At 62.5% G+C, this 22,198-nt stretch carries 20 protein-coding genes; 12 read left to right on the top strand and 8 right to left on the bottom strand.

Going from position 1 to position 22,198, the window contains the following annotated elements:
- Nucleotides 1-7: 7 nt before the first annotated feature.
- The gene (recQ, locus tag G502_RS0111770; protein ID WP_022728872.1) at nucleotides 8-1,819 is read right to left on the bottom strand and encodes a DNA helicase RecQ; all 1,812 of its coding nucleotides are present in this window, start codon (nucleotides 1,817-1,819) and stop codon (nucleotides 8-10) included.
- 222 nt (nucleotides 1,820-2,041) lie between these two features.
- Between recQ and G502_RS0111765 the strand changes: the two genes are divergently transcribed.
- The 4 genes from G502_RS0111765 (at nucleotide 2,042) to G502_RS0111750 (ending at nucleotide 5,599) form a co-directional block, all read left to right on the top strand.
- On the top strand, nucleotides 2,042-2,422 hold the full coding sequence (locus tag G502_RS0111765) for a helix-turn-helix domain-containing protein (protein WP_026989393.1): 381 nt from the start codon (nucleotides 2,042-2,044) through the stop codon (nucleotides 2,420-2,422).
- The gene (locus G502_RS0111760) at nucleotides 2,406-3,650 is read left to right on the top strand and encodes a type II toxin-antitoxin system HipA family toxin (RefSeq protein ID WP_022728870.1); all 1,245 of its coding nucleotides are present in this window, start codon (nucleotides 2,406-2,408) and stop codon (nucleotides 3,648-3,650) included. The genes G502_RS0111765 and G502_RS0111760 overlap by 17 nt, the downstream gene beginning before the upstream one ends.
- 21 nt (nucleotides 3,651-3,671) lie before the next feature.
- Nucleotides 3,672-4,013, top strand: coding sequence for a hypothetical protein (locus tag G502_RS0111755; RefSeq protein ID WP_022728869.1), 342 nt, complete (start codon nucleotides 3,672-3,674; stop codon nucleotides 4,011-4,013).
- A 182-nt stretch (nucleotides 4,014-4,195) separates the two neighbouring features.
- Nucleotides 4,196-5,599, top strand: a complete 1,404-nt coding sequence (locus G502_RS0111750; protein ID WP_022728868.1) for an aq_1923 C-terminal domain — start codon at nucleotides 4,196-4,198, stop codon at nucleotides 5,597-5,599.
- Between the two features lie 94 nt (nucleotides 5,600-5,693).
- Here G502_RS0111750 and G502_RS0111745 read toward each other — a convergent pair whose 3' ends face one another.
- A complete protein-coding gene (locus tag G502_RS0111745) occupies nucleotides 5,694-6,680 on the bottom strand; it encodes an ABC transporter substrate-binding protein (protein WP_245560758.1) in 987 nt (328 codons plus the stop codon).
- A 176-nt stretch (nucleotides 6,681-6,856) separates the two neighbouring features.
- Between G502_RS0111745 and G502_RS19940 the strand changes: the two genes are divergently transcribed.
- From G502_RS19940 to G502_RS0111715, 6 genes are read left to right on the top strand one after another with little or no spacing between them, the layout of a single operon-like run.
- Nucleotides 6,857-7,555 (top strand): TetR/AcrR family transcriptional regulator, encoded by a 699-nt coding sequence (locus G502_RS19940; protein WP_022728866.1) that lies wholly within the window; start codon nucleotides 6,857-6,859, stop codon nucleotides 7,553-7,555.
- 49 nt (nucleotides 7,556-7,604) lie between these two features.
- The gene (locus G502_RS0111735) at nucleotides 7,605-8,417 is read left to right on the top strand and encodes an ABC transporter permease (protein ID WP_245560757.1); all 813 of its coding nucleotides are present in this window, start codon (nucleotides 7,605-7,607) and stop codon (nucleotides 8,415-8,417) included.
- Between the two features lie 56 nt (nucleotides 8,418-8,473).
- Nucleotides 8,474-9,553, top strand: a complete 1,080-nt coding sequence (locus tag G502_RS0111730) for an NAD-dependent epimerase/dehydratase family protein (protein WP_022728864.1) — start codon at nucleotides 8,474-8,476, stop codon at nucleotides 9,551-9,553.
- Nucleotides 9,540-10,391, top strand: coding sequence for a GNAT family N-acetyltransferase (locus G502_RS0111725; protein WP_022728863.1), 852 nt, complete (start codon nucleotides 9,540-9,542; stop codon nucleotides 10,389-10,391). Before G502_RS0111730 ends, G502_RS0111725 begins: the two co-directional genes overlap by 14 nt.
- Before the next feature lie 36 nt (nucleotides 10,392-10,427).
- Entirely contained in the window at nucleotides 10,428-11,492 is a 1,065-nt protein-coding gene (locus G502_RS0111720) for a dihydrodipicolinate synthase family protein (RefSeq protein ID WP_022728862.1), read from the top strand.
- The gene (locus tag G502_RS0111715; RefSeq protein ID WP_051152180.1) at nucleotides 11,489-12,304 is read left to right on the top strand and encodes an ABC transporter ATP-binding protein; all 816 of its coding nucleotides are present in this window, start codon (nucleotides 11,489-11,491) and stop codon (nucleotides 12,302-12,304) included. The genes G502_RS0111720 and G502_RS0111715 overlap by 4 nt, the downstream gene beginning before the upstream one ends.
- Nucleotides 12,305-12,357: 53 nt before the next feature.
- On the opposite strand, the gene G502_RS22050 is transcribed toward G502_RS0111715, so the two are convergent.
- On the bottom strand, nucleotides 12,358-14,154 hold the full coding sequence (locus tag G502_RS22050; RefSeq protein ID WP_081649781.1) for an ATP-dependent nuclease: 1,797 nt from the start codon (nucleotides 14,152-14,154) through the stop codon (nucleotides 12,358-12,360).
- Between the two features lie 218 nt (nucleotides 14,155-14,372).
- On the opposite strand from G502_RS22050, the gene G502_RS22295 reads away from it, so the two are divergent.
- Complete coding sequence (locus G502_RS22295) at nucleotides 14,373-15,143, top strand: hypothetical protein (RefSeq protein WP_155957845.1); 771 nt, start codon at nucleotides 14,373-14,375, stop codon at nucleotides 15,141-15,143.
- Between the two features lie 109 nt (nucleotides 15,144-15,252).
- Here the strand turns inward: G502_RS22295 and G502_RS0111690 are convergent, their stop codons facing one another.
- The 5 genes from G502_RS0111690 to G502_RS0111670 form a co-directional block, all read right to left on the bottom strand.
- Nucleotides 15,253-17,694 carry a xanthine dehydrogenase family protein molybdopterin-binding subunit gene (locus tag G502_RS0111690; RefSeq protein ID WP_022728856.1) on the bottom strand — a complete coding sequence of 814 codons (2,442 nt, stop codon included), beginning with the start codon at nucleotides 17,692-17,694 and terminating at the stop codon, nucleotides 15,253-15,255.
- Nucleotides 17,691-18,194 carry a (2Fe-2S)-binding protein gene (locus G502_RS0111685; protein ID WP_022728855.1) on the bottom strand — a complete coding sequence of 168 codons (504 nt, stop codon included), beginning with the start codon at nucleotides 18,192-18,194 and terminating at the stop codon, nucleotides 17,691-17,693. The genes G502_RS0111690 and G502_RS0111685 overlap by 4 nt, the downstream gene beginning before the upstream one ends.
- On the bottom strand, nucleotides 18,191-19,072 hold the full coding sequence (locus G502_RS19935) for an FAD binding domain-containing protein (RefSeq protein ID WP_211217831.1): 882 nt from the start codon (nucleotides 19,070-19,072) through the stop codon (nucleotides 18,191-18,193). The genes G502_RS0111685 and G502_RS19935 overlap by 4 nt, the downstream gene beginning before the upstream one ends.
- 245 nt (nucleotides 19,073-19,317) lie before the next feature.
- Entirely contained in the window at nucleotides 19,318-20,115 is a 798-nt protein-coding gene (locus G502_RS0111675) for a tellurite resistance TerB family protein (protein ID WP_022728853.1), read from the bottom strand.
- Between the two features lie 211 nt (nucleotides 20,116-20,326).
- Nucleotides 20,327-20,881, bottom strand: coding sequence for a class I SAM-dependent methyltransferase (locus tag G502_RS0111670; RefSeq protein ID WP_022728852.1), 555 nt, complete (start codon nucleotides 20,879-20,881; stop codon nucleotides 20,327-20,329).
- 398 nt (nucleotides 20,882-21,279) lie between these two features.
- Here G502_RS0111670 and G502_RS0111665 point away from each other — a divergent pair, with 398 nt between their 5' ends.
- Nucleotides 21,280-22,191, top strand: coding sequence for a LysR family transcriptional regulator (locus G502_RS0111665; RefSeq protein ID WP_022728851.1), 912 nt, complete (start codon nucleotides 21,280-21,282; stop codon nucleotides 22,189-22,191).
- The last annotated feature ends 7 nt before the right edge of the window (nucleotides 22,192-22,198 follow it).

Raw genomic sequence — 22,198 nt, 5'->3', positions numbered from 1 at the left:
ACTGGGCTCAAGCCTTAGCGCTGGCAAGGTGATCCGTGATCACCGCCAGGAAGGCGGCGCCGTAGCGTTCCAGCTTGCCGGTGCCCACACCCGAGATGCGAGCCAGCGCTTCCTTTGAGGTTGGCCGCGCATTGGCCATCTCGGCCAGGGTGCGGTCGTGGAAGATGACATAGGAGGGCACGCCCTGGTCGCGCGCCAGTTCCAGGCGCTTTTCGCGCAGGGCCTCGAACAGCGGCTTCACCTCGGGCGGCAGTTCCACCGCCGCCTGGGCCCTGGGCGCCTTGCGGCCGGCGCCGCGCCGGGGCTTGCGCAGCTTCAGGTCCTCCTTGTTGCGCAGGAAGTCCGCCCCGCGCTGGGAAATCGACAGGCCACCGTGCCCGGCCACGTCCACTGTAATGAGATCCAGCGCGATCATCTGGCGCAGAATGGCGCGCCAGCCGCGCCCGTCATGCTCCTTTCCGATCGCCCAGGTGGACAGCCGGTCGTGCCCCAGGCGTTCGATCCGCTCGTCGCTCTCGCCGCGCAGCACAGCGATGATGTGCGCCTGGCCGAAGCGCTGGCCGGTGCGATAGATGCAGGACAGCGCCTTCTGCGCCGCCTCGGTGCCGTCGAACAGCTCCGGCGGCTGCTCGCAGGTATCGCAGTTGCCGCAGGGCTGCGGCTCCTCGCCGAAATAGCGCAGCAGAACCTGCCGCCGGCAGTCGGCCGTCTCGGTTAGGCCCAGCAGGGCGTCCAGCTTGCGGTGCTCCAGGCGCTTGCGCGCCTCCGGGGCATTGGAGTCCTCGACGAAACGCCGGCGCAGGGCGATGTCATCGGGGCCATAGAGCATCATCGCCTCGGCCGGCAGGCCGTCGCGCCCGGCCCGCCCCGTCTCCTGGTAATAGGCCTCGATGCTGCCCGGCAGGTCCAGATGGGCGACGAAGCGCACGTCCGGCTTGTCGATGCCCATGCCAAACGCGATGGTCGCCACCATGACGATGCCGTCCTCGTGCTGGAAGCGGCGCTGGCGTGCGGCGCGCGTCTCGGCCTCCAGCCCGGCGTGATAGGCCAGCGCACGGAAGCCCTGGTCGTTCAGCCACGCGGCCGTTTCCTCGGTCTTCCGCTTGGACAGGCAATAGACGATGCCGCTCTCGCCTGAATGCCCGGCCAACAGGCGCAGCAGCTGCCGGCGCGGATTGTCCTTTTCGGCGATGGCATAGCGTATGTTCGGCCGGTCGAAGCCGGCGATGAAGCTGTTCTCCGGCGCAATCGCCAGGCGCTCGACGATCTCGGCCCGCGTCGGCGCGTCCGCCGTGGCCGTCAGAGCCATGCGCGGCACGCCGGGAAAGGCCTCGGCCAGGCAGGTCAGGCGCTGGTACTCTGGCCGGAAATCATGCCCCCACTGGGACAGACAGTGCGCCTCGTCGATGGCGATCAACGACAGCCGCGTCACATTCTGCAGCCGTTCCAGCACCTCGGGGCGCAGCAGAGTCTCCGGCGCCACATAGAGCAGGTCCAGGTCTCCGGCGCGGATCTCGTCCCACAGCTGCCCACGTGCCGGTCCTGCCAGGCTGGAATTCAGCGCCGCCGCCCCCACCCCGGCGGCACGCAGCGCGGCCACCTGGTCCTCCATCAGCGCGATCAGCGGCGAAACCACCAACCCCAGGCCCGCGCGGCAAAGCGCGGGGATCTGATAGCACAGCGACTTGCCCCCGCCCGTGGGCATCAACACGAAGGCATCATTGCCGGCGATCACATGATCGATGACCTCCGCCTGACGGCCCCGGAAGCTGTCGTAGCCATAGACGGTCTTGAGGATCTCGAGCGGGGATTGGGGCATGGGACGGGACGCCGGCGAGTCGGTTTGGACGGGGCCGCCTACATAACAGTTTCAACGCCCGTCCGCAGGGGTATTTTCGCTCGGGGGTCGAGTGGATCACGATACATATGATATATTTATATATATCAAAAAAATAAGATGATATATTTTTCTATATGTTTTCCTCTTTAGGTTATATGCTTTTATATATCAATATTCTTTATCAATATGCTATTATTGATCATGCCTTACACGAGCGAAGATATCATCCATGCCCTGAAAGAGGGGCGCGCAGCCAGGGGGCTCAGCCAGCGTGAACTGAGCGCCCGCACCGGCGTACCGCAAAGCCACATCTCCAAGATCGAGAATGGCAGCGCGGATATCCGGCTATCAAGCCTGATCGAGCTTGCACGCGCCTTGGAGCTCGAGGTCAAGCTGGTGCCGCGCAAGGCGTTACCGGCAATCGACAGCGTCATCCGCAGCACACGCGCGCAGACAGAAAAAGCCGCGACCGGCACCCGCAATTTGAGAAACCAGGGCATGCAGGAGAGCCCCTCCTCACAGCCACGGCCGGCCTATCGGCTTGATGAAGACGCAGACGATCCATATGGGCCAGGAGACTGAAGTGGCCGACGTCTCACTCCTGAATGTCCGGCTCCATGACCAGATCATCGGCACACTGACCCATGTTCAGGGCGACCGCACACTGTTCAGCTTTACCGATGCCTATGTAAATGATGCGAACCGGTCCACGCTTGGCCTTCATTTCAAGGACGACCTTGGCGGATTGATCACCGCACATGCCGCCACACAAACACGCGTGCTGCCATTCTTCTCGAATCTACTGCCGGAAGGTCCTCTGCGCAGTTATCTGGCCGAACGGGCCGGGGTCAATCCGCTGCGTGAGTTCTTCCTGCTGTGGGTACTGGGCCGCGACCTGCCCGGTGCACTCAGGATCGAGCCTGCCGAGGGTGAAGTCTGGCCGCCGGGAACAGATGCAGATGGCGAAGGCGCGGACTATTTGCGCGAGACTGCACTGCGTTTCTCGTTGGCCGGGGTACAGCTGAAATTCTCTGCCCTTGGCGACACCGGGGCGAACAAGGGCCTGACCATTCCCACCCATGGCGCCGGCGGGTCATGGATTGTCAAGCTGCCCTCAGCCCGCTTTGCAGGCGTTCCCGAGAACGAGTATGCCATGATGACCCTTGCACGCCAGATCGGCATCGACGTGCCCGAGATCGACCTTGTCGATCTGAATGCCATTGCGAACTTGCCCGAAGGACTCGGCGAGTTGAGCGGAAAGGCCTTTGCCATCGCGCGCTTCGATCGCACAGCGGACGGTCCGGTCCATATCGAGGATTTCGCACAGGTTTACGGTGTATACCCGGAGAAAAAGTACAGGAACGCCAGCTATCGCAACATCGCCAGCGTACTCGCAGTCGAGGGGACGGAAACCGACATCAGGGAGTTCACGCGCCGTCTTGTCTTCAACACCCTGATCGGCAATGCAGACATGCACCTGAAGAACTGGTCCCTGATCTATCGCGACCGGCGCACACCGTCCCTGGCCCCCGCCTACGACTTCGTATCGACAATCGCCTACATCAGGGATGAGGAAGCCGCCTTGAAATATGCCCGCAGCCGTCGCTTCGACGCCCTGTCCCTGGACGAGCTGTCTACCCTGGCCGGAAAGGCGCACCTGCCTGTTAAGCCGGTGCTCGACACGGCACGGGAAACCGTCGCCCGCTTCCGGGAAGCCTGGGCGAGGGAGAAAGCGCATCTGCCGCAGGCAAATAACGTCACCCAAGCCATCGATACGCACCTGGCCGGGTTGCCGCTTGCCAGGCTATAGGAAGCAGCAACGGAGAGGATAATGGCGGAACCTTCACTCTGCCGCGTCGTCGGTCGCTGGAGAATCACCGGCTCAGATATATGGGACCGCGATTTTCTGGACCTGGTCGAGCCGGCGCGCCTGAGCCTCGACAATGCCGGCCAGGGCGAGATCGTCTTCGGGGCGTTCCAGGCCAGCCTCGATATCCAGTACGGAAAATCCATCGTCTTTTTCCACTGGGCCGGCTTCGACGAGGGCGATGAAGTCTGGGGCGATGGCTCGGCCGAGCTCCTGGACGACGGCTCGCTCGAGATCGAGCTCAACCGTGTCGACGGCGACGAAGCCATCCTGACCGCCGTTCGAGAGACAACTCCGGCTGCCTGACTGCCGCCCTTCAGACCCTGACCGAATGCCTGGCCCCGGCGATGCCGGAAACAAGCCGCGAGCACTTTGCACACCCTCGTGGAATTCGACTGGGCGATTCATCTTAAGCGTGCTAACCGAATCTTTACCTGATAGCCTCCAGGAATTGCTATCGAGAAACAAAAACAACCAGGAGCTATTTCGTGAAGCGATCGATTATCTACGCTGCAGGGGCCATCGTTGTCGGTGGCGGCCTCTACGGCATCTACCACATGACCATGAACACGGGCCCCGACCCGGAGCGTATCCGGGAGGAAGTCAGCAAGGCCATTCCCGAACTCGAGGAACAGGGCGTGACCTTTGCGGACTGGGAACTTCAGGACGACAATATTCTCGTGTTCACGGACATCGAGGCCCGCTTCGACGATCCCCAGCCCCCCATGCTGCTCACCGCCGAGGAAGCCCGAATGACCGTGACCATGGAGGGCGCCATCAGGAACCGCATGAACGACTTCCAGGCAAGCAACATAGAGTTCCGCGATGCCGAAAGCGGCAAGGTCGGCCTAAAGGCCGCATCCGCCAGCGCGCCCTGGATCGGCCTGGAGGAGATCGAGGACCGAGGCCTGCGGCCCAACTACGACCAGGTCGTGCTTCATGAGCTGAGCAGCGGCGAGAATGCGCCGGCCGGTGACATGACCCTGGAGTCCATGACCTTCAGCGAACCCCGGCATGGCCTGCCGAGACTGACAGTCCTGGAAGAGGGAGCATTCACCGAAGACGGCGAGAGCTTGACGTTCGAGTCCCTGGAAGTGGCCGTGCGCCCCGAATTGATCGAAGGCTACAGCCAACCCGATTACGCGCCCAGCGACTCCGGCGTTCCCGAACTTCTCGGCAGTTTCGAGACCATCACGGCCACGAATGTCACCCTGGACACGGACGATATAGACAAAGAGACCATCGACGACCTGGCCATCGAAACGGGGCTCGACGAAGAGAACTACGCCAACTTCCTGAAGATCACGGCGTCCGGCAAGGAAGGCCTTGGCGAGTCCCTCGAGGAAGGCACGGATGAATACAAGATTGCCCAGGTTGTCGTCGGCCCGGAACCGGGGACCAGCGAGATGAGCCTGAGTGTCAGCCTGGACCGTGCGCAAGGCACGATGAAGGTCGGCCCCACCCGCTTCGCCATCAGCGATTCCTTCGATATCGGGCTTACGGGCAACCTGGAAGGGATCGCCATGGACGACCTGTCGGGGGACCCGGAACAGCAGTTGGAGAACCTGATGCTGCGAGATCTGTCCCTGGATGTCGCCGACCAAGGAATCATCGACCGCTATCTGGATTTCGCCGCCGAGGAGGAGGGCATGCCCCGCGAGGAGCTCGAGACCATGATGCTGACCGGAATGGAAAGCACGTTCCAGGGGTCCATCGGGCTTGAACCCGAGCAGGTCGAAGCCCTCACGAGCTTCATCCGCAATCCCGGACAATCGGGAACCTTGACTATCACGCTGAACGAGCCGGCACCGCTGGTTCAGGTCGCCCTGGCGGCCGCCATGTTCCCGCGCAAGATCGTCGAGAACGCGGACATCCAAATCACCATCGACTGACAGGTCTCACGGCACCTGCACAGAGAAACCGCCCGCCGGGACGTCCGACGGGCGGTTTTCGTGCGACCCCTGACTCAGGAGAAGGAGGTGCCCCTCACTCCTCCGTCATGGTGATGGACTCGTCCAGGTACTCATTGGTGTAGACCGTGGTCACGTCGAAGGGCTCGTCGACGCCGAAGTACTCCTCGACCATCTCGTAGTCGTCCTGCATACGCTCCGGATTGAAGGCGCCCAGGGCGACCGACGTGGTGGTGGGATCGCGCATCAGCTCCTGGATGCGACCCCACTGGTCGCGCTGGTTGTCGCGGTCCAGGCCCGAGACGTTCTCCACCAGGGCATCCAGGCAGGGGTCGAAGTCGTCGACGCAGGCCTTGAAGGCGCGTTGGCTGATCTCGGTGAACTTGGCCACGACCTCGGGGTTCTCCTCCATGTACTCCCCGTTGAAGATGATCGAGTTGCCGTATGGATTGATGCCGATGTCGCGCCAGGCCACGAAGCCCAGGTCGTCGCCGAACTCGCGCTCCTTCAGGTCATGCTCGTTGTAGAAGTCGCTGGTGATTTCGATGGCCCCGCTCTTCAGCGACGTCAGCTTGGCCTGCGGGCTGACGTTCACGAAGTCGACGGAGTCCGGGTCGATGCCCACGGTCTCGGCGAACAGCGGCCACATGACGCGCGAGGCGTCGGCCGGCGGGTTGCCGATCTTGTGCCCGGGGAAATCCTCCGGGCCCTCGATCCCGCTGCTCTTCAGCCAGTAGAACCCCTGGGGCGAGTTTGCATAGACCGTCATCACGGCCACGATGTCGGCGCCCTTGCTCTTCGCCACCAGGGCGGTGGCCATGTCGGCGACGCCCACTTCCGAGCGCCCGGCGCCCACGCGCTGGGCCGAGGCGGACGAGCCCTGGCCGGCATCGATGCTGACGTTCAGGCCGGCCTCTTCGTACCAGCCCTGCTCCTGGGCATAGAAATAGGGTGAGTGGTCGGCGGTCGGCACCCAATTGAGGATCATGTCCAGGTCTTCCGCCGCCGCGGCGCCGGGCAGGACCATCGCTGCCGCAGCCGCCAGTTTCGCTATTGTTTTCAATGAAGTCTCCCTTCCTTGGTTATCGCGGCCGAAGCGCTTCGCTGTCAGCCACGCCAAGCCCGGCCAGGCAACGCGAGAGGGTCGGACTTGGAGATAAGCTGAAAAAACGTTACCCATTTCACTTCATCGGATCAATAATTAACCAACCAGTTGGTTTGAAGTTGGACAAGACGAAGATGCAATCCTCCCGGAGCAAGGCGCCCCCCTCACAGGACCAGGCGCCCAAGGACAAGGCCCCCCCGCGCCGCCGCAACCCGGTGGAGACGCGCCGCGCCCTGCTGGACGCCTCGATCGCCGAGTTCGCCGCAAACGGCCTGGCCGGCGCGCGCGTCGACGCCATCGCCAAGCGCGCCGGCGTGAACAAGCAGCTGGTCTATCACTACTTCGGCAGCAAGGACGAGCTGTTCACCGCCTCGCTGGAGGAGGTCTACCGCCACATCCGCACCCAGGAACGCGAACTGGAGCTGCACGCCCTGGAACCGGTGGCGGCCATGGAGCGCCTGGTCGGCTTCTCCTTCGACTACCTGGCCGACCATCCGGAGTTCATCACGCTGCTGAACGACGAGAACCGCATGCGCAGCGCGCACCTGAAGGATTCCCGCGAACTGGTGGACATGCACTCGCCGCTGGTCGAGGTGATCGACACCATACTGGAGCGCGGCGTCGAACAGGGGGTCTTCAACGACCGCTTCGGGCCGGTGAACCTCTACATCTCGATTGCCAGCCTGTCCTACTTCTACTTCTCCAACAACTCCACGCTCTCGGCCATCTTCAACCGCGACATGTCCACCCCGGCCGAGATCGCGCGCCGGCGCCAGCACATCATCGACCTGGTGCTCCATGCCCTCTGCAGCAATTATCAACCAACTGGATAGTTGACAGCGCTGGACGCGATCTCCTAGGCTTGTCCCACCCTCCAGCCAAGTGACAGTGGTGACGATGCAGGAAACCGAGATTGCGACCACGAAGCCGCCGCGGCCCTCCCGGCTTCCCACCAACCAGATCATCGTCGTCGGCGTCCACATCGCCGCCTTCGTGCTGTGGGAGGTGCTGGTCCGCGCCTTCGGGATCCAGCAGTTCATCCTGCCGCCCCCCAGCCAGATCCTGGCCACGCTCGGCGGCGAGCACTACAGCTGGATCTCCAACAGCCTGGTCACCGCCACCGAGATCTTCGGCGGCTATGCGCTGGCCGTCGTCCTGGGCGTGATCTGCGCGCTGATCTTCACCTGGTCGCGCCTGGCCCTCGTGCTGTTCTTCCCACTGCTGGTCACGCTCAACATGATCCCCAAGGTGGCACTGGGCCCGCTGATCATCGTCTGGTTCAGCTACGGCATCGGCACCAACATCCTGATCACCTTCAGCCTCTGCTTCTTCCCGATCCTGCTGACCACGGTGCGTGGCCTGCGCGAGATCGAGCCCGACCTGCTGGACCTGGTGAAGTCGCTGCGCGCCTCGCGCTGGCAGACCTTCTATTACATTCAGCTGCCGGGCTCGCTGCCCTATATCTTCTCGGGCATGAAGGTGGCCGCCATCCTGGCCGTCGCCGGCGCCATCGTCGGCGAGTTCATCGCCTCCAGCCGCGGCCTGGGCTACTTGATGATCCAGGTCCAGGCCTCGTTGGACACGCCCGCCATGTTCATGGCCGTCATCCTGATCACGCTGATCGGCGTCGTCCTCTACGGCCTGGTCATGGCGCTGGAACACTTCCTCGTGCCCAAGGACGCGCGGCTGTCGTGACCTGCCCCCTGTCGATGCCTGCCCCCTGTCGATGAAAGAAGGAGCATGATCTCCCCATGACCTCGCAAGAAACCAGGACAAGCCCGGCCAGCAGCACTCCTTGGCTGGAGGCCTCCGCCCTGCCAGACGGCTTCGCCAGCATCGCCGAGCTGGAGGACTTCATGGCGCGGCCCTCCCGCGTGCTGGCCGACGAGCTGGGCCAGCTGGACGGCGACATCATGGTTCTGGGCGCCGCCGGCAAGATGGGCCCCTCGCTCTGCCGCCTGGCGCGCAACGCCGCCCCGGACAAGCGCGTCATCGCAGTGGCCCGCTTCAGCGACCCTGCCGCCAAGGCGGAGCTGGAGGCCGCGGGCGTCGAGACCATCACCTGCGACCTGCTGGACCCGGCCGCACTGGAGGCCCTGCCCCGCGTGCGCAACATCATCTTCATGGCCGGCCGCAAGTTCGGTGCCGAGGGCAACCAGCCGCTGACCTGGGCGATGAACGTCCATGTCCCGGCCCAGGTTGCCCAGGTCTTCCGCGACTCGCGGATCGTCGCGTTTTCCACCGGCTGCGTCTATGCCTTCGCCTCCGTGGACGGCATGGGCGCGGACGAGGACACGCCGCTGACCCCGCCCGGCGAGTACGCCAATTCCTGCATCGGGCGCGAACGGATGTTCAGCTATTACTCCGACCTCCACGGCACGCCGGGCCGCCTGTTTCGCCTGAACTACGCCATCGACCTGCGCTATGGCGTGCTGCACGATGTGGCGCGCAAGGTGAAGGACGGCCAGCCCGTGGACGTCACCATGGGCCACGTGAACGTGATCTGGCAGGGTGACGCCAATGCCCAGGCCCTGCGCAGTCTCTATCATTCCACCGCGCCCACCAGCCCCATCAACGTCACCGGGCCCGAGGTCATCTCGGTGCGCTGGCTGGCCCAGGAGTTCGGCCGCCTGCTGGAGCGCGAGCCCGTCATCACGGGCCAGGAGGCCCAGACCGCCTGGCTGTCCAACGCCGCCCAGGCCTGCGACACCTTTGGCTATCCCGTCGTTCCGCTGAAGCGCATGATGGCCTGGACCGCCGACTGGCTGCAGCGCGAACAGCCGACCTATGGCAAGCCCACCCAGTTCGAGGTGCGCGATGGCGCTTACTAGCCAGATTGCCACGTCCGTCCTGGACGAAAGCCATCTGCCCGACCTGATGGCGCTGTCCCGCGAGGCCGGCTGGAACCAGGTCGAGAACGACTGGCACCTCTTCCTCACCCAGGGGCGGGTCTTTTGTGTGCTCGACGACGGGCAGGCGGTGGGCTCTGCGGCCATCCTGCCCTACGGCGACGACTTCGCCTGGATCGGCATGGTGCTGGTGCGCGGAACCCACCGGAAACAGGGAGTCGGCACCCGGCTGCTGGAACGCTGCCTGGAGGAGCTGGACAGCGACGGGCGCGCCGCCTGCCTGGACGCCACCCCGGCCGGCGAGCCGATCTATCGCACCCTGGGCTTCGAGGGCTCGCTCAGGCTCACCCGCTGGCAGGGTGAGGCGGGCGGAGCCACGTCCTCGCTCCCCGACAGCAATAGCGTGCCCCTGTCCCAACCCGAAGCCTTCGAGGCGGCCGTCGCCCTGGACGCCGCAGCCCTGGGCGCCGAACGCCGGCCGCTCCTGTCCTGCTTCGCGCGGCGCCTGCCCGAAGCGGCCTGGATGACAGAGGACGGCAGCGGCGCCATCCTGGGCCGCAACGGCGACCTGGCCAGCCAGATCGGTCCGCTGCTGGCAGAGGACGAACAGACCGCCATCACCCTGCTGGATACCGCCCTGGGGCAGCTGTCGGGCCGCGTCTTCCTGGACGTGGTGGATACGCGCCAGGCGGTGGCGGACCACCTGCAGGCGCGCGGCTTCACCCAGCAGCGGCCTTACCTGCGCATGACCCGAAACGCAGACCGCGCAATCGGTGACGCCACAGGCCTGCACGCCATCGCCGGGCCGGAGTTCGGCTAATGACCTTCACGACGTCACGCAAGGAGGCCTGAAACCATGGGTCTGCACCATTCACAGCTCGATCCCGACCTGCTGGCCCGCTTCCGCAGGGGCGCGGTGATCCCGGCCCACCCCTTGGCCCTGGACGCCGAGCGGCAGTTCGACCGCCGGCGCCAGCGGGCGCTGACGCGTTATTACGTCGACGCCGGTTCGGGCGGCCTGGCCGTGGGCGTGCACACCACCCAGTTCGCCATCCGCGACCACGGCCTCTACGCACCGGTGCTCAGCGCCGCCATCGAGGACAGCCGCGCCTGGACGGACCGCAAGCTCTTCATGATCGCCGGCATCGCCGGCCAGACCGACCAGGCGGTGGCCGAGGCGCGCACCGCCGTCGAGCTGGGCTATCACGCCGGTCTGGTCAGCCTCGCCCCCATGAAGGGCGCCGACACCGACCGCCTGATCGCCCACTGCGAGCGCATCGCCAACGAGATCCCCGTCATCGGCTTCTACCTGCAGACGGCGGTGGGCGGCATCGAGCTGCCCGTCGATTTCTGGCGCCGCTTCGCCGCCATCGACAACGCCATCGGCATCAAGGTCGCGCCCTTCAACCGCTATCGCACCCTGGACGTGCTGCGCGGCGTGGCGGCCGCCGGCGCCGAGGACCGCATCACCCTCTATACCGGCAACGACGACCACATCGTCCTGGACCTGCTGACCCCCTTCCGGGTGCAGCGCGACGGCGAGGCGGTCAGCCTGCGCTTCCGCGGCGGTCTACTGGGCCACTGGTCGGTCTGGACGCGCACGGCCGTGCAGCTGCTGGAGCGCATCCACGAGGTGACCGAGGAGGGCCGGCCCGTGGAGCCTGGGCTGCTGGCCCTCGACAGCCGGGTCACCGACTGCAACGCCGCCTTCTTCGACGCCGCCAACGGCTTCGGCGGCGTCATCGCCGGCTGTCACGAGGTGCTGCGCCGGCAGGGCCTGCTGCAGGGCCTGTGGTGCCTGGACCCCGACGAGGGGCTGAGCCCGGGCCAGGCGGCGGAGATCGACCGCGTCTATGCCGCGCACCCCGACCTATCGGACGACGCATTCGTACAGGACAACCTGGAAAGATGGCTTTCATGACGGCTCAAACCGACACCGCAGGTAACACCACAGACGCCACGACTTCTAATGAGGAGGCCTTCATCCGCCTGCGCAACGTGCGCAAGGTGTTCCGCACCGGCGGGCAGGAGTTCCTGGCCGTCTCGGACGTCACCATGGACATCGCCGAGGGCGAGATCGTCTCGGTGGTCGGGCCCTCGGGCTGTGGCAAGACCACGCTGCTGCGCATCCTGGCGGGGCTCAGCGACGCCCAGGACGGCGAAGTTTCCATCGGCGGGGCGGCCGGCGGCTTCACCCCGGGGCGCGATGTGGGCATGGTGTTCCAGCAGGCGCTGCTGCTGAAATGGCGCACCATCCTGGAAAACGTCATGCTGCCCGCCGACATCCTGAAGCTGCCCCGCAAGGAAAGCCGCGAGCGCGCGCGGGAGCTGCTGGACATGGTCGGGCTCAGCGGTTTCGAGAACAGCCACCCCTACGAGCTGTCGGGCGGCATGCAGCAGCGCGCCGCCATCGCCCGCGCGCTGATCCACGACCCCAAGCTGGTCCTGATGGACGAGCCCTTCGGCGCCCTGGACGCCCTGACCCGCGAGAAGATGAACCTGGAGATGCTGCGCATCTGGGAGGCCAGCGGCAAGACCATCGTCTTCGTCACCCACGGCATCCAGGAAGCCGTCTTCCTGGGCTCGCGCTGCGCCGTGCTCACCGCCGGCCCGGCCCGCATGGCCGATTACTTCCCCATCGACCTGCCCCAGCCGCGGACCATGGACATGAAGACCTCGGATGCCTTCGGGCAGTATGTGAAGCGGATCTATCAGCAGTTGGGGATGGATTGAAGGGGAGCATCCCAGCTAAGAGATTTAAACTCGACATAAATTAAAATATAGTATTACGGATTCGCTCTTGAATTCCGAGCATAATCAATTATCCGTTCAATCAGAGAAAACACCCTCTCAAAACCATCAAACGCCTCCGATTCAAAGGTTGGAGCAATAGTTTCTGCAAAATCAACTTTCCCCTCACCAACATCCTTAAAATGCGTTACATTTTCTAACGATTTTTCAATTTTATTACCACCGACTTGAATAGATGCTTTCTTTAATTTTAATGCAAGCTTTTTTCCGCTAACTTCTCTTTCAAGGTGATCGTCTCGAAAAAGAAATTCAATCGGTAGATTTTGATATTCTTTGCATTCTTGACGGAAGCTTGGTGCAGGTAAACATGCTGCATAAGACTGCCCATGTAGTCCCCGCTTTACTAAGAAACTACCAATCTGTATTTCCACAAAATTTCTATCAAGTTTATAAGCCCTAGTTCCTTCATCGTCATAATCAAAAAGGCCAATTACGGTATGGGGATGGTCTGAGGCAATGCCTTTAAGACGAGTCGCCAAATGATTAGCACCACCATTTCCAGAACCCGCGTTCTCACCTCCAGTTTCACAACTACGAATACTAAAGGGTGGATCACCACCATATAGCTTTTCCCAAGCAATATTTAGTAATTTTGCATCCGTTCGCCCTTCAGTAAGAACAATAGGCTTTGTAATTGTACTTAATTCTTCCTTTAGCTGAGCAACTTCAGCTTCCGCCTCTTTGGCTCTAGACTCAGTTCTGGCTACATCCTCCAATGCTCTTGCTGCCGCAGGAAGATAAAATCCCTCGCCAATAGCTTGTTCAACATCAAATTTCTCAAGTTCTTTGCCTTGAATCGCAATTGAAAGTCCTTGTTCATCTTTTCTAACGTAGAACTTGGCTACCTTAGGATCGTCCAACAGATAAAATGACGGACTATGTGTCGTCATAAGCACCTGCACGCCAGAACCTTTTGCTAAATCTAGAAGTCGCAACGCTTCTGATTGAGAAGCTACAAAATCTAGAGAGTTTTCTGGTTCCTCAAATCCCCAAATATGATAATAATATGAACTTTCTTCAGAAATAAAATTTAATAATTCAGGTATATGCCTCACTTTTATGCCGTCTCCGCGTTGACGTGTAAGTGACTTTGTAGTGTTTTCTCTATCTGAGATTGTTTCAAAGTCCAAAGTTTGGAATAGCTGACTTAATCTAGTTGGAGCTCCGATCTTTGTGTTAGATGAAACATCCTTTGGAAGATTATCGAACATTTGATTTGTCAGCCCCTGCAAACTATCAGAGAAATCACTTATTGCTCTTTCAAATTGCTCTGTATTAGCCAATGTTTCATGTATTTCAGAAAGTAGCATTTCAAATATTTTATTATCTTTAATAGCCGGTATATATATAAATCTTATATTATTTAAGAATCGTGCAGCAATATGCTTTTTATTTGAATGGACATTGCTTGAATACTCTTCATGAAAATCTTGTCCGCGTGAGACGGTCCATTGTCGTTTAACATAAAAACTTTCCCCCAATGATTTTTTATATGATGTCGGCGTATTAAAAGTTACTTTTACATAAAGAAATTTACGTATATCATCAGATTCTTCTGCGTCATTTAGACGTTGCTCACAGAAATCAACTGGAAATTCGAAAGGTTGCGTATAATCTGGTGATCCAGAGAAAAACAAATTTAGAGCTCGAACCAAATTTGATTTACCAGAATCATTTTTTCCAAAAATAATATTAAGATCTTTTAGTTTTTGGATTCTGAATTTATAAAAACTTCTAAAATAAGAAACTTCTACTTCATTAATTAACTGCATGACCCCCCCAGAAAAGAATATTATTTCATAAAGATATTTGTTAACCCCTGCTGATAAAACATACTTTCAGTTAATTCTATCATAGTATTTTCTCCATACAAATTACAAACTAGCTTTAATGGCCTCCAGGTTCATGGTGCTAATAATCTGAACATATGGCCAATTTAGAAAACTATAGTTTATAATCAGTTTTGTAACTATAGGTGGATAGGAAATTAATGGCAGAAGAAACTATATGGCGCTGGAATGTGGATGATGTCTGGCAGACATTTTCTTCTACGTTCCAAGAGATGACGCTTATGCACGAAGCGGACAATGAGATCATACGTTACCATCATTTGAGTGCGTCTCTTTTGTTTGGTGGTTGTGCAATTGAAACGTTTCTGAACAAACAACTACGTGCCTGCCTTGAAGAGAAAAAGTCTGGCGAAACTCAAATCTACAAGCGCCTTCGCTACACATCTCTGCACGAAAAGATGGAGAAATGGCCTAGTGAGCTTTACGGAATATGCCTGCCTGAGCATGATGTTGAGACGATAAGCAATGCACTTGAACTCCGAAACGAAGTAGTCCACCGAAAGCGTAAAGATCATTCGCTCTATCAAGAGCTAGATGATACGGATCCAGTTTCTTTCGTACATGCCGTTCAGCATATTATTGCGACAACCTTAGGAGCCAGCGGTCGTGCGTTCCATTACTGGCTTTTAGGGTGGAACTACGTAGGCATGAATGGAGATGAAGCCCACCCGTTTCTGGGCAGCAACCAACAATTCAAATATTCTCTAAATGCTATGGGGTTCAGGGTGCCTGCAACGGATTATTACGCTGCCAAAGCTTGGGAAGCTAAGAATATGCAAGGATTGGAGGCCTTCAAAGCTATGAGAAAGCAGATCTATGATGCTGCGCCTATTATAGAACCTAGACATCCTGTATTCCGGTCGCCTCGCCTATGCAAAAGATGGTGGGACAAGACAGTTGTTTATAGCTAGCGGTGAATGTCCAAGCAGATACGATAACCCATATTACCAAAGCTTTGCAGCTCACAGGTTAGCACCAAAGAAGCAACCATTTCATTATGGCTTATAGTTTCATGTCGGCTCACTTTTCTCCCAACACATTCCCCCACCAGTCCTCAGCCATATGGCTGAGGTTCAGCGCCTCGCCCTCACCACACAGCAGGTCCAGCACCCGCGGCGGCGTCAGCGGGATTTCCTGCACCCGCGCCCCCGTGGCATTGGCCACCGCACAGGCCACGGCGGCGGCGACGTTCAGGATGGGGATCTCCCCCGCCCCCTTGGCGCCCAGCGGGCCCATCGAAGGGGCGCCCTCGTAGAGGTCGACCTGAATGGGCAGGGTGTCGCCCGCCTGGGGCAGGCGATAGGTCTCGAAGCCCTGCTGGGCGACGTCGCCGTTGGGCGTGAAGGTCACCTCCTCGTGCAGGGCATAGCCCAGGCCCTGGGTCACGCCGCCCTGGATCTGGCCGTGAATGGCGCGCGGGTTGATGGCGCGGCCCACGTCCTGCACCACGCGATAGGCCAGCACCTCCACATGGCCCGTCTCCGGGTCCACCGCCAGCTCGCAGTCGTGGACGGTGAAGATGGGCAGGTCGAGCGCCTCGATCATGTGCCCGGCGCAACAGCCCGGCATAGCCGGGGTGCCGGCGCCGGTGAAGGCGCCGCTGCCGGAGATCGGGCCGGTCACCGCCTGGGCGCGCTGGGCGACCTGGGCGATGGAGACGCGCGCTTCCGGCACGCCCTGGATATAAACCTGCCCGCCCTTGAGGATCAGGTCCTCGGGCGCGGCCTCCACCATGTCGGCGGCGATGTCGAGCAGCTTGCGCCGCACCTCGGCGCAGGCCTGGTGGCTGGCCACACCCAGCGAGACGGTGGTCCGCCCGCCGCCCACGCCCACGTCATAGCCGGCGGCGTCGGTGTCGGCGGCGCGCACCACGACGCTGGCGGGCTCCAGGCCCAGGGCCTCGGCCACCAGCTGGGGCAGCGCCTGCATCATGGAGCCGGAGCCGATCTCCACGCCCGAGGTCACCAGCGTCGCGCTGCCGTCGGGGTTCAGGTTCACCGTGGCCGCCGAGGGCCCGACGAAGACGAACCAGGTGCCCACCACCGTCGCCCGGCCATAGAGCCGCCCGTCGGCCAGCCGGCCGTTGTAGGGGGTGGCGCCAGGCTCTATCTGCGGCAGGGCGCGCGGCCCGTGGGCGAAGGGTGCGGTCTCCTCCACCGGCGCAGCACGCAATGTCTCCATGCGCGCCAGCAGGGGGCCCAGCACGTCGCCCTGGAAGACCTGGCCGGTGGCGCCCAGGTCGCCGTCGCCCAGCACGTTGCGCCGCCGGAACTCCAGCGGGTCCATGCCGATGGCGGCGCAGATCTCGTCGGTGTGGCGTTCCAGGGCGAAGGTGCCATAGGTGCCGTTGCAGGCGCGGAAGGCGCCGGTGGGCGGTGTGTTGGTATAGACCGCGCGGCTGACCAGGCGCACTGCGCCCAGGCGATAGTTTCCGCCCAGGGTGTGCGCCGTCATGGTGGTGAGGAACGGCTGCTCCCCGCCATAGGCGCCGCAGTCCATCAGCACCACCATCTCGCGCGCCAGGATCTGCCCCTCCGGCCCGATGGCCGAGCGCACGCGGATGTCGGCGTTCTCGCGGCAGAGCGCGGTCTGCATCTCCTCCTGCCGGCTGTTGACCAGGCGTACCGGCCGTCCCGAGGCGCGCGCCAGCAAGGCGGCGAAGGGCTCCAGCGCGAATTCGAACTTCAGGCCGAAGCCCCCGCCCACGGCCGGCACCACCACCCGCACCTGGGACTCCGGCACGCCCATCAGCCGGGCGGTCGAGCCGCGCACGGCCCAGGGCACCTGGGTCGAGGTCTCGATCACGAAGCGCCCGTCCTCATAGCTCGCCACACAGGCGCGCGGCTCCAGCGGGGCCTGGTTCTGCCGGCCGCTGCGGAAATTGCTCTCCACCACCGTCACGTCGTCGCGGGCGAAGGCGGCGTCGCTGTCGCCGCGCACCACCGTCGCCTCCCAGGCGATGTTGCCGTTGCGCGCGCCGCCCTCCACCAGCACCTCGTAGTCGCGCCAATCCGGATGGATCTCGCGGGCTCCCGGCGCAAGGGCCTGGGCCATGGTGATCAGGGGCTCCAGGGGTTCCAGCTCGACGACCACCGCCGCGGCCGCGGCGGCGGCCTGTTCCGGCGTCTCGGCGGCGATGGCGGCCAGCGGCTCCCCATAATAGCGCACCTGGTCCACGGCGAAGAGCGGATGGTCGGCCACACCGATGCCGTAACGCCCCGGCGCATCGGCGGCGGTGACCACGGCGTGCACGCCCGGCATGCGCCGTGCCGGCTCCACGTCGATGGAGCGGATGCGGGCGGCCGCCACCTCCGCGCGGCAGAGGGCAGCGTGCAGCATGCCGGGGCGCGCGGAATCCACGGTGTAGCGCGTGGCGCCGCGCAGCTTGTCGCGGGCATCGCGGCGCGGCAGGCTGTCGCCGATCACGGGGCGTTCATCCGTCCTGTCCAGGATGTCGGTCATGATGCGGCTCCTTCCCCGGTGTTTGGCTGGCGCAGCGAAAGCGCGGCCGAGATGATCTGTTCATAGCCGGTGCAGCGGCAGATGTTCCCGGTCAGCGCGGCGCGCAGCTCGTCCTCCGTCGGTGTTTGGTTGCGCTCGAACAGCGGGGTCAGGGCCATCAGGATGCCGGGAAAGCACATGCCGCACTGGACCACGTCCTGGTCCAGGAAGGCCTGCTGCAGCGGCGCCAGCGGCGCTTCGTCACCACCACCGCCGCCGCTTGCCGGCGCCAGCCCCTCGACGGTGCGAACCTCGCGCCCCTCGGCCAGGCCCAGGGGCAGCAGGCAGGCCGCCGCCGGCGCCCCGTCCAGCAGTACGGTGCAGGCGCCGCAGAAGCCCTCGCCACAGGCGATCTTGGTGCCGGTCAGGAACAGTTCCTCGCGCAGCACCCGGGCCAGCGGCGTCATGGCGTCCGCCTGGGCCCGGGTCTCGCGCCCATTCAACGTGAAGGTCACTGTCATGGCTGGGCCCTCCCCTGGCTGTCTTTGTCTGAAAGCTGCGCAAAGGCGCGGCGCACCAGGGCGGGCAACACGCGCCGGCGATAGCGGGCCGGCGCCTCGACCCCGTCACGGGCCGGCAGGTCACCGCTCAGCTCGGCAGCCAGGGCGGCCGCGCGGTCAGCGTCAATGTCTGCGCCATTTGGGGCACCATCCTGCACTGACGTTTCCAGGGCCTCTTCCAGGGCCGGCCAGCGCAGCGCCACCGGCCCGACGGAGCCGACGGCGATGCGCAGTCGGTCCGCACTCTTGGCCACACTCACAATGGCCACGGGATAGTCGCCCGCCGCCTTCAGGGTCAGGCGCGCATGGGCGCTGGCCTGGATCCTTCGCGGGAGGGTGACGGCGGTGACCAGCGCGCCGGGCAGCAGGTCCGCACGCTGTGCCAGGAAATCCTCCAGCGGCAGCTCCTCCGCCGCGCTCGACCCGTCCCGCTGCAGCCTCACGCTGGCCTGCAGCGCCAGCAGCGCGGGCGGCAGGTCGGCGGCCGGAAAATCCGCAGCGCAGAGGTTGCCGCCCAGGGTCGCCACCTGGCGAATGGCCGGGTTCGCCGAGCGCCCCGCCGCCTGGGCCAGCCCGCGCAGCTGAGGCAGCTCGGCCAGGCCAGCGGCCAGGCGCGCGTGGGTGACGCCGGCGCCCAGCGTGACCGCTTCGTCGGTAATGGTGATGTCGTTGAGGTCCGTCAGCCCGCCCAGCACCACGTAGCGCGCCGGCGGCGCCTCGCCCCGCAAGGGCCCGCGCATCAGCCAGGTCGCCCCGGCCAGGGGCTGCGCCTCCGCTCCGGACAAAAGCGCCAGCGCCTCGTCCAGGGAGGTTGGGGTACAGAGTTCCTGCTCGCTCACGATCGCTCTCGCCTCCATCTGTTCCGCCTTCGAGAATTCAGGGGGCGCGGACCGCTTTTTATGCTCGGCGGCTTGTTCCCCACAGGGAAAGCCTCCGCGCAGCGTGAGCGGAAATCAAATCGTAAAAACGCGCAAAGCGATTTCGCTTTTTCAGATATGCGCTCAGCGCGGCAGCCATTCAGACTTTGAGGCCGGCCGCAGAGGGCGGCCGCAGAGTCCGGACGCAGCCGCACTGACAGCCGGCCCTAGCCCGCCTGGGACAGCTCCTGGACCTGCCGGTCGAGCTCGCGCGTCATGTCGGCTGGAAGCTGCAGGGCCGCGGAAAGCTGCTCCAGCCAGGCCCGCTCCATCGGGTTCTGGTCGTCGATGATGACGGCGCTGACCAGATAAATTTCACGCGCCGCCTGTGGCGAGTCCGCCTTCGCGGCCAGTGCCGCGGCATCCAGCGGGGCGTCGAATTGCTGCTCGATCCAGGCATGCAGTTCGTCGTCCGGCCCCAGCTTCTCGATCTCCTGGGTGATTATCGCGCGTTCATCGGCATTCACATGGCCATCGGCTCTGGCGGCCATGATCATGGCCTGCAGGATCTCCAGCCCGCGTTCTTCCTGGGCCTGCCCCTGCAGCTGCTCGAGCGGTTGCCCCTCCTGGCCACCGGCCTGGGGCTGGGGCTGATCCTGGCCCTTGTTGCCCTGGTAATTCTGATAGGCCTTCCAGGCCAGGACGCCGATGCCGGCGAGCGCGCCGTATTTCAGCACCTTCCCGCCCAGATGACGGCCGCGTTTCGAGCCCACCATCAGGCCCAGGGCACCGCCACCCAACAGGCTCTTCACGTCGATGCCGCCGGACGACCCCTGCCGGCCCTTCAGCTGTGAGGACAGGCTGTTCACCATGCCGCCGATATCGAGGGACTTTCCACCTCCCTGGCCGCGCCCCTGACTGCCGCCTTGGCCGGTTCCTGGGCCGGCTCCCTGACCTGCAGCTTGACCGGACGACTGCCCGGACGCCTGCTGCACCAGTTGGTTCAGGATCGAAGACACGTTCATGAAAAAAGCCCTCCTGGGACTGACGAAAAGCGCCTGGGCGACAGTACACCCAGGGCGCGATGGCATATGCCGATGACGAGAGAATATAGGTGGCCGCGCGCAGAAAACGACCATGGATACCCGCCGGGTTTCTCGAGATCAGGTTTCTCGAGATCCGGCTGCGGTCCTGCAAGGCCCCACCCGCTTCATAACCGCAGGCGTGCCAGAGATCTCAGCTGTCGCGTCTGCAATGGTAGACATACGCCGGCGGCACATTGGCCCAGACATGAGTCGTGTTCATTTCGGCGTACATCGACTTCAGGTAGGAACGGATGTTCCGCGAGAACTGCAGCGCCACGAATATCCCGCCGGGGTTCAGCAGGTCGTGGATCTCCTGCAGCAGAAAGGTCCGATCCTCCTGGGAAAAATTGACGAACGGCACGCCCGAGACGATGCAATCCAGTCCAGACAGCCCCCGGCTTTCCATGACCTTCCTCAAGTCGAAGGCGTCGTCGTGGACAGCCACCGAATCGTAACGCCTTTCCAGGGCGGCCCGCATGTAGGCGTCACACTCGAAAACCAGGAACTCCGAATCAGGGCTGCGTTGTCTGTCGATGGCCTTCGTCACGACACCTGTGCCTGCCCCAAGCTCGGCAATCGAGCCCAGCGAGGACCAGTCGATACCCGACACGATCACATTGACCAGATACCGCGAGCTCGGCACGACGCTGCCGACGGCCTTGGGCGAAGTGATGAACGATTTGAGAAATACCCAGGATTGCTGCATAGAGTCCCCGACAGATGAGTGAGCAGCGCAACATCAGGGATTTGCCCGCTCATGAAAAGCCGATTCATGTCGCACTCATGTGTCTACGCTGTCCAGGATCCGCAATGGCGGTCAGTAATATACGATCGATACGGGCATAAGCCGGCACGACTGCACGCCTGGAGCCAGCGGACCCGTCTTCGTGATCTCTCAGGTGAGATCTTCTGGGCGTGATCTCTCGAGACGATATCTCGGACTTCGATATCAACCCTTCGGAATATTCTGTTTTCCAGATATCCAGGCCTGGTCCATACTGAAAAAAACAAGAGGCTTTTCCAAAAAAGCCACCGGAGAACGTCGAACAGGCCCGCGTGTTCCGAATTGCCGCAACACGCCGGTCGTGAGGACGGGGAAGACAGATGAACTTTCGGCACGTCAAGTACTTCGTGGCGACGGCCGAGCTGGGGCAGATCTCGCGGGCAGCCATGGAGCTGTCGATCTCCCAGTCCGCCATCACCACAGCCATCAAGGACCTGGAGGCCGAGACCGGCGCCCAGCTGTTCACACGCACGGCCCAGGGCATGGAGCTGACGGCCGCCGGCCGGCACTTCCTGGGCTCGGCCTATCGCATCCTGGCCTCCATCGAAGAGGCGCTGAAGCCCGGCGGGGTGGCCGACGAGGAGGTCACGGGCACGCTGTCGGTGGCCGCCACCTACACCGTGCTGGGCTATTTTCTGCCCCAGCACCTGGGCCGGCTGGAGCGGCGCTATCCCAACCTGAAGATCCAGCTGTTCGAATTGAGCCGCGAGATGGTGGAGGACGGGCTGGTCACCAACCGCTTCGACATGGCGGTGGTCCTGACCTCGAACGTCAACAATCCGGAGCTGGCCACGGACTCGCTGCTCAGCTCCCAGCGCCGGCTGTGGGTGCCTTCGGGCCATCCCTTCCTCAGCCTCGAGCGCGTGGGCTTCGAGGAGATCTCGAAGGAACCCTACATCATGCTGACCGTGGACGAGGCGGCGCACACCACGCTGCGCTACTGGAACCGCACCAACTACCAGCCCTCGGTGCGCCTGCGCACCTCGTCCATCGAGGCGGTGCGCTCCATCGTCGCCAACGGCCAGGGCATCACCATCCTGTCCGACATGGTCTATCGGCCCTGGTCGCTGGAAGGCAAGCGCATCGAGACCATCATCCCGGCCGAGCCGGTGCCCTCCATGAACATCGGCCTGGCCTGGCGCAAGGGCGTCGAGCTCACCCCCGCCATGCGCCTGTTCCGCGAATACTTCAGCGAAACCTATCAGACGCCGCAGAGCCACCTGGCGCGGTAGGCGCCGG

The organism is Fodinicurvata sediminis DSM 21159 (genome assembly GCF_000420625.1).
GTDB lineage: Bacteria > Pseudomonadota > Alphaproteobacteria > Kiloniellales > DSM-21159 > Fodinicurvata > Fodinicurvata sediminis.
Note: the sequence above shows the minus strand (reverse complement) of the source record. Positions and strands in the feature narration are given on the sequence as shown.